Source organism: Mesorhizobium sp. M1E.F.Ca.ET.041.01.1.1 (genome assembly GCF_003997355.1).
Classification (GTDB): Bacteria; Pseudomonadota; Alphaproteobacteria; order Rhizobiales; family Rhizobiaceae; genus Mesorhizobium.
Genome location: NZ_RZSL01000435.1, coordinates 1 through 5,393 on the forward strand (window position 1 = coordinate 1; position 5,393 = coordinate 5,393).

6 protein-coding genes are annotated in these 5,393 nt (G+C 62.4%); all 6 read right to left on the bottom strand.

What is annotated here, in order from left to right:
* A partial coding sequence (locus EOA38_RS26960) for an RES domain-containing protein (protein ID WP_148669489.1) occupies window positions 1–182 on the bottom strand: 182 nt, incomplete at its 3' end.
* Window positions 179–565 carry a hypothetical protein gene (locus EOA38_RS26965; protein ID WP_127253491.1) on the bottom strand — a complete coding sequence of 129 codons (387 nt, stop codon included), beginning with the start codon at window positions 563–565 and terminating at the stop codon, window positions 179–181. The genes EOA38_RS26960 and EOA38_RS26965, both read right to left, overlap by 4 nt.
* A gap of 460 nt (window positions 566–1,025) precedes the next feature.
* Complete coding sequence (locus tag EOA38_RS26970) at window positions 1,026–1,250, bottom strand: hypothetical protein (protein ID WP_127300665.1); 225 nt, start codon at window positions 1,248–1,250, stop codon at window positions 1,026–1,028.
* Window positions 1,251–1,431: 181 nt separating this feature from the next.
* Window positions 1,432–2,280 carry a thermonuclease family protein gene (locus tag EOA38_RS26975; protein ID WP_245480925.1) on the bottom strand — a complete coding sequence of 283 codons (849 nt, stop codon included), beginning with the start codon at window positions 2,278–2,280 and terminating at the stop codon, window positions 1,432–1,434.
* 570 nt (window positions 2,281–2,850) lie between these two features.
* Window positions 2,851–3,162, bottom strand: a complete 312-nt coding sequence (locus EOA38_RS26980; RefSeq protein WP_027054589.1) for a DUF736 domain-containing protein — start codon at window positions 3,160–3,162, stop codon at window positions 2,851–2,853.
* A 1,361-nt stretch (window positions 3,163–4,523) separates the two neighbouring features.
* Window positions 4,524–5,393: zincin-like metallopeptidase domain-containing protein (locus tag EOA38_RS26990; protein WP_127300666.1), on the bottom strand; the 870-nt coding region annotated here is incomplete at its 5' end.

The window sequence follows — 5,393 nt, forward strand, 5'->3', positions numbered from 1 at the left end:
CCCTGCTTGTATTCATCGAGCGCTGTCTGGGCCGAACGGGACAGATAAAGCGCCTCGACACCTGGCCGGTTGAAGCGCCCGCCGTCGATCGCCGCGCCTGCGCCACTGATGGGCAGGAAAGCCCATTTGGGTGTCAGATAGCGATGGAAGATTTCGTCCGGCCCGACGCGGGTGACTTTCACCCGCGCGCCCCGTTCTCAAGATCCCGGATAAAAGCCAGAACCGCCTCGACCTGGCCGTCCGCGACGAGCTCGGCCGCCGTGCGATGGCCATAGTCGGCAATCGGTTCATTGCGGTACCAGTAGATCGCCTTGTCGACGTCGCCGGTGAGTTCCGTCGCGGCCGAGATCACTTTCACCATTTCGCGCATCCGGCCCTGCAGGCGCTCCGATGACGGGTTACGGAGCGTGTTGCGGTGGACACCGGTCAACTGGGCCAGGTTGGCCACCTTCACACCCAGCGCCTGCGACAGGCGCTTCGGCGAGATATAGGGTGTGCGCGGCTCCTGAAGGCTGTCGACAAAGCCTGAAACCACCGTGGAATGTGCGAGCTGTGCGTGGGCCATGACAAATCTCCGACCTCTCTTACGCACAATATATGCACATTTCAACGCATAGCAAGTGAACAGTGACTTGGCGCCTTCCAGCGCCCTGCTTGTCCTTCCTCATCCTCGTAGCGGTTGCCAGCTGGCGGCAGCAATGCGCCCCAGAATCGGGCATTGAGGCTCCGAGATGGAGCACGCGAAAGCAGACACCACTTTCGCATTTGTCGAAGTGCAGGAGGAGGAAGCCAAGTCGCCGCAGAAAACCTGCGGTATCCGCCAAAAAATATCGCTTCGCCCTCGATTTGGCCTCCGGCGTGACTAAGTAGCGACCAATTCGGCAATTTTGGCGGCGACTTCCGCCATCATCGGAACCACCGGCCGCACGGTACAGCACTCCTTCGATACCGAGGGCGAAGCCGTCGGGCTTTTCCTCGAGCTGCTGCGCGCCAAGCGGATGCGCGGGCTATCAGCCGAGATCCGCCTACCCGACGCGCGGAAGCGATCCCGTCTGGTTGACGGGGCAGCCGCTGGGACGAGCTGTTGCGCTTGGGTCAAGCGAAGAATTCAGCCATTCGATGCCCGCGTTGTCCGTCCGCTTCATGTAGTGACACGCCCACGCACCCCCGACCGACATGCCTTGCCGCTTCTGCAACGTCTCGGCGAGGCTGTTAAAGCACTTGATGCGCGGCCATTCGATGTCCTGCACGGCGTATTCGTTTCGCCTTGACCACCATGCCGTCGACCTGGCGCGGGCGCGATGTCGCCGCCGGAAGTCAGTGATCTTGACGCTCCCACAGGTCGCACTTCCGGGGCCGTTGCCGATGTGCACTCAGCGTTCCGGCGGCCCGCGCAAGCGCAGTAGAAAGGGCAATACCTGCCCTTGTAGCTTACCGCTTTGCTTTCCGCCAACCGGCGGCCACCGCCTCTTCCTCGCTGCAGAACCACCGCTCTCCCTTGCGAGTCGTAATCAGGGTGCGATCGTAATACTCTTGGCCGGGCATGTGATAGATGTGCTCACCGCGAGCGTTGATGTTACCCTTGATGTTGCAGGCACTGGGCGAAGCAGCGAGCAGGGGGGCGACCGCCGATGGCTGTTCATTGTCAGCGCGATGCTCGGCACGCCAATCCCAAGGCGCTTCAAACGTTCCTGCCCAGATGCCAACCCTTGCCGCCTTGGCCTTCTCCTGCACCATGGCGTAGGCACCTTGGCTGTATTTCGGCCAATCAAGAGCTTGGCCGTTCTCGACCATCCAGGCGGCGACGCTGACCCCATCGGCCCGACTACAATTACCGACATAGCGGCCGTACCGATCCCATGACACAAACATGCACTGGGTCGGTCGGGAGGCGGCGAGAAAGGCATCGAGAGCGGCGGCAGACTTGGCGCCACATTGATACTGGAAGCCATTGGCGTCGTCGCACTGCTGTGCTGACTCCGGTGCATCGATACCATTGAAGCGAATGCGCTGGCCATGGATCTCGATCGTGTCGCCATCGACCACAGATGCGACCCCAGCAATCGCTACCGGTCTCGGCTTGATTGAGTTCTGCAGATTGATGTCCGGCAGCAATCCGCTGGTATGCATGACAAACTGAGTCGCCAAAGCGGAAGCCGCAGCCACGGTCACGAGGACCAGCCGCATCGGCACGCCGGCCCAGCGTCGTACGAGCGAGCGTCTTGCGCCAGTACGCTTGCGCCACGGGCTCGATCGATCATCGTAGCGGGATTTATCCAAGCCCCTTCTCCCCGGCGGGGAGAATGCGCCCAGAATACACGGAAAGTCCAGAATCCTATCGGAGCCGCTCAACGGCTCGCCTGTTGTGAAGTAGAAGGGACATTGCCGCTCTAAGAGCTGTCATGAAACGGCTCTGGATTAACTCAGTCGGGCGGGCACCATGGCGAGCGGGTCTTGCGGTCGTTGCCGGGCTCGCCGATCAGTGCCGAACACTCATTCTCGCAGTGGCACGCAACTCTTCGATTTCATCGATGATGAGCCTTATTTCCTTGTCGTTGACGGCAAGGGCGAGCGCGCACGAGACTGCTAAGGCTCGCGCAGCGACCGGCGCAGCAGGCGCACGGAGGAGCCGGCCCTTGCGGCGGGCCGAAAAGCCGAAGGCTCAGGTGGCAACAGAGGGGACACCCGGATTCCGATAGGGGCCCGCGTCGGTTTGCCGTCTCGGCGAGACTGCGATGCCGACGGAAGCAGCACGCCCGAAAGGCGACGCTTCTTGCTCCGTCCGCCTGCCGGCGTTCGTTTGGGAACGGCCGAAGGCCCCGCCTTGCGGCGGAGCCCTCGTCGAGGCGATCAGTCCCGGTTGGGGCGAGACCAGATCAGCTGCAGGCCTTCCTCGCCTTCCACCTCGATCAGGGTGGCGTAGATCGGAGCGGGGAAGCTCGGGTCGTCCAGCTTGACCGAGAGGTAGTCGCGGCCCTCGTTGGAGACCTTCTGCCAGGCGGCTCCGAGATCGACGCTACCCGAGTAGACGCGGAAGTGAGGGCCTTTGTCGGAAGGGTTCTCGACGCGGATCAGTTTGGCCTTGACGTTGAGGTTGAGGGTCTTGATGGCTCCGGAAAAGCCGGAGTTGCCGTTTGAGGTGAAAGTGCCGATGGTAGCCATTTGTCGTCTCCTTGAGTTTCTCGGGCCGCGACCACCGCGACCTCGATGGCGGTCGACAGACCGGAGGCGATCGGCCCGCACCCGAAGGGCCGGAACGACAGTGAAGGGCAGCCAGGGCGAGGCTTTCTTGTTCCGCGCGGAATGATGGCGAAGCCAGCAGGGGAAGAAAGTCGCGACCGGCTGTTGCGGGCTTGAGAACGAGGCGGAGCGAAGCGAAGACGGCCTTCGGTCAGACCAGCCACATCGAGGACGCAGGTGGTGCGCCCTTCCATGAAACCGCGGCCACGGACGAGAGGCGAAGCCTATCGGCAAGATCACCGCAACCGCAGCCACAGTGGGGCGCCATCAAGCCCGGCCGTCCACGTCACGCGTCATTGCAGAACGACGGCCCATGGCCGGAAAGATGCGCCAGCCTCCTCATATCGGTCGAACGACGACGAGGCCTATAGGCCAAACTCCAGCAGCCAAGCAATCTGCTGCTTCAAGCAAGAACCGCCCCTTGACGGTCATGGACATAGGCTTCTCGGACTGGACGCTGCACGGGCCGGCTGATTGGCTCCGGCCCCCGGGTTACCGCTCGGACAGGGGCCAGCCGCAAGGCGGGGCCTGCAACCTGCTGTGCAGGTCGGTGTGCTGAAGCCAACGACGCTTTGCAGGCTGGGCGATCACACGCCGCACATCCCTTCACATTCATTTGGCCACAAGTCGAGCTGGCCTGTGCCCTCGACAAATCGACTTCGCCAAGGATCGGTGCAGAAAGACCTCGCCGCTGATACCGCGCAGGCCGGTGCGAGTTGCCCGGTCAACGTCGACAGCATCGGGGACATGCCTCGGCGTCATTGCCACGCATGGATCGCCAGAGGCTGTTGGCGTGGATGGGCCAGCCGATGCAGGCACTTTTGAGCGGATCCCGAGCCATTGAGTGGCGACCGGATGCTGCAGCGAGCGCCAGCGCATGAGGCTAGCCGGCGCGGGATCGTTTCGATCCGCCGGCTGTGGTCGTGCAGGCCAGCGGGTCATGCCGATCAAGACAATTGGCCCGCCGGTCGACGGTGCAGGTAATAGCGGGAATCGATGCCCAACACTTGCCCTCGGCGAGCGTCGAGGAGATTTCGCGCAAATTGCCAGCCGAGACAAACCGGAAACGGGCAGCACATTCGGCGACATAACCAGCGCAGATTTAGACAGCGACGGGTTTCCAGCAAGCATCGGCGAATATAGTGCAATTCAGCCGCCCGAAATGCCCATGTGCCGCGATCAGGGCGAGCGTGGTCGATTGCACTCCCCCGCCCGGGCATTGAGCACGCGAAGGCAGATCGAGGAGGGCTGGGCGCCCCCTTGTAACAGCGGAGCGCGCAACATCAGGCCACTTCCGCCTGCGGCTGGAGTTCGTGGAGATAATTGACCGCGCGTTGCGCGTGGGCGGCTGCCTGGAAGATCGCCCGCTGGTCGCGGCCCAGCAGGCTGGCCCAGCCCTGAATATACGCGGCATGATCGGGCCTCGGTTCGAGCTCGGGGACGATATCGAGATCCGCGCAGATCATGGCGGCGCCAAGCTCCACGAGCAATTCTTCGCGCGCGCGATCCATGCGATCCTGGTGGTAGCGGCTGAGGTCCCTGTTCAGCCGCTGAGGAGCTGAGGTCCAATGCAGAGTCTCATGGGCACGCGTAGCGACGAACGAAGCCATGTCCCGGAAAAACTCCGGAGACGGTAGCTGTACATGGTCAGAAGAGGGAGAATAATAGGCCTGGTCTCCGCCATACCGCACGACCGCTCCAGTATTGTCGAAAAAGCGATCGGCATGCTCGATGCGCTGGACAAGATCGGTAACAGGATCGGGCACCGCGTAGTAGTGGGCCGGCAGACCCTCGATCTGGTCGGCGCAAAACACCGTGTAGGCCTTGAGGAACGGAATACCCCGCTCGACTTCCTCGCCATGCGCATCTGTTTCGGTCCTGGTGAAGCGGCTGGCATAAACCACCATGGAGCCGGTCTCCCCCTTGCGGACATGACCCCCCAGTTCGACGCTCTGCTTGAAGGTTATCCAAGTCGGAGAGACGAAGCCTTTCGAAGCGGCCTCGGACCAGAGAAGCAAGGTATTGATGCCCTGATACGGAAGGCCATTGTGGCGTAGCGGGCGCGTGATGCGACCCTTCGCATTGCCCACGCTCCACGGCCTCACCCATGGGCGCACACCCTTTTCCAGGTCCGCGACGATGCGATCGGTGAT

Excerpts from the sequence above, each read along its gene's own strand:
- EOA38_RS26965 (WP_127253491.1), bottom strand. The coding sequence starts at position 565 with ATGGCCCACGCACAGCTCGCACATTCCACGGTGGTTTCAGGCTTTGTC.
- EOA38_RS26980 (WP_027054589.1), bottom strand. The coding sequence starts at position 3,162 with ATGGCTACCATCGGCACTTTCACCTCAAACGGCAACTCCGGCTTTTCC.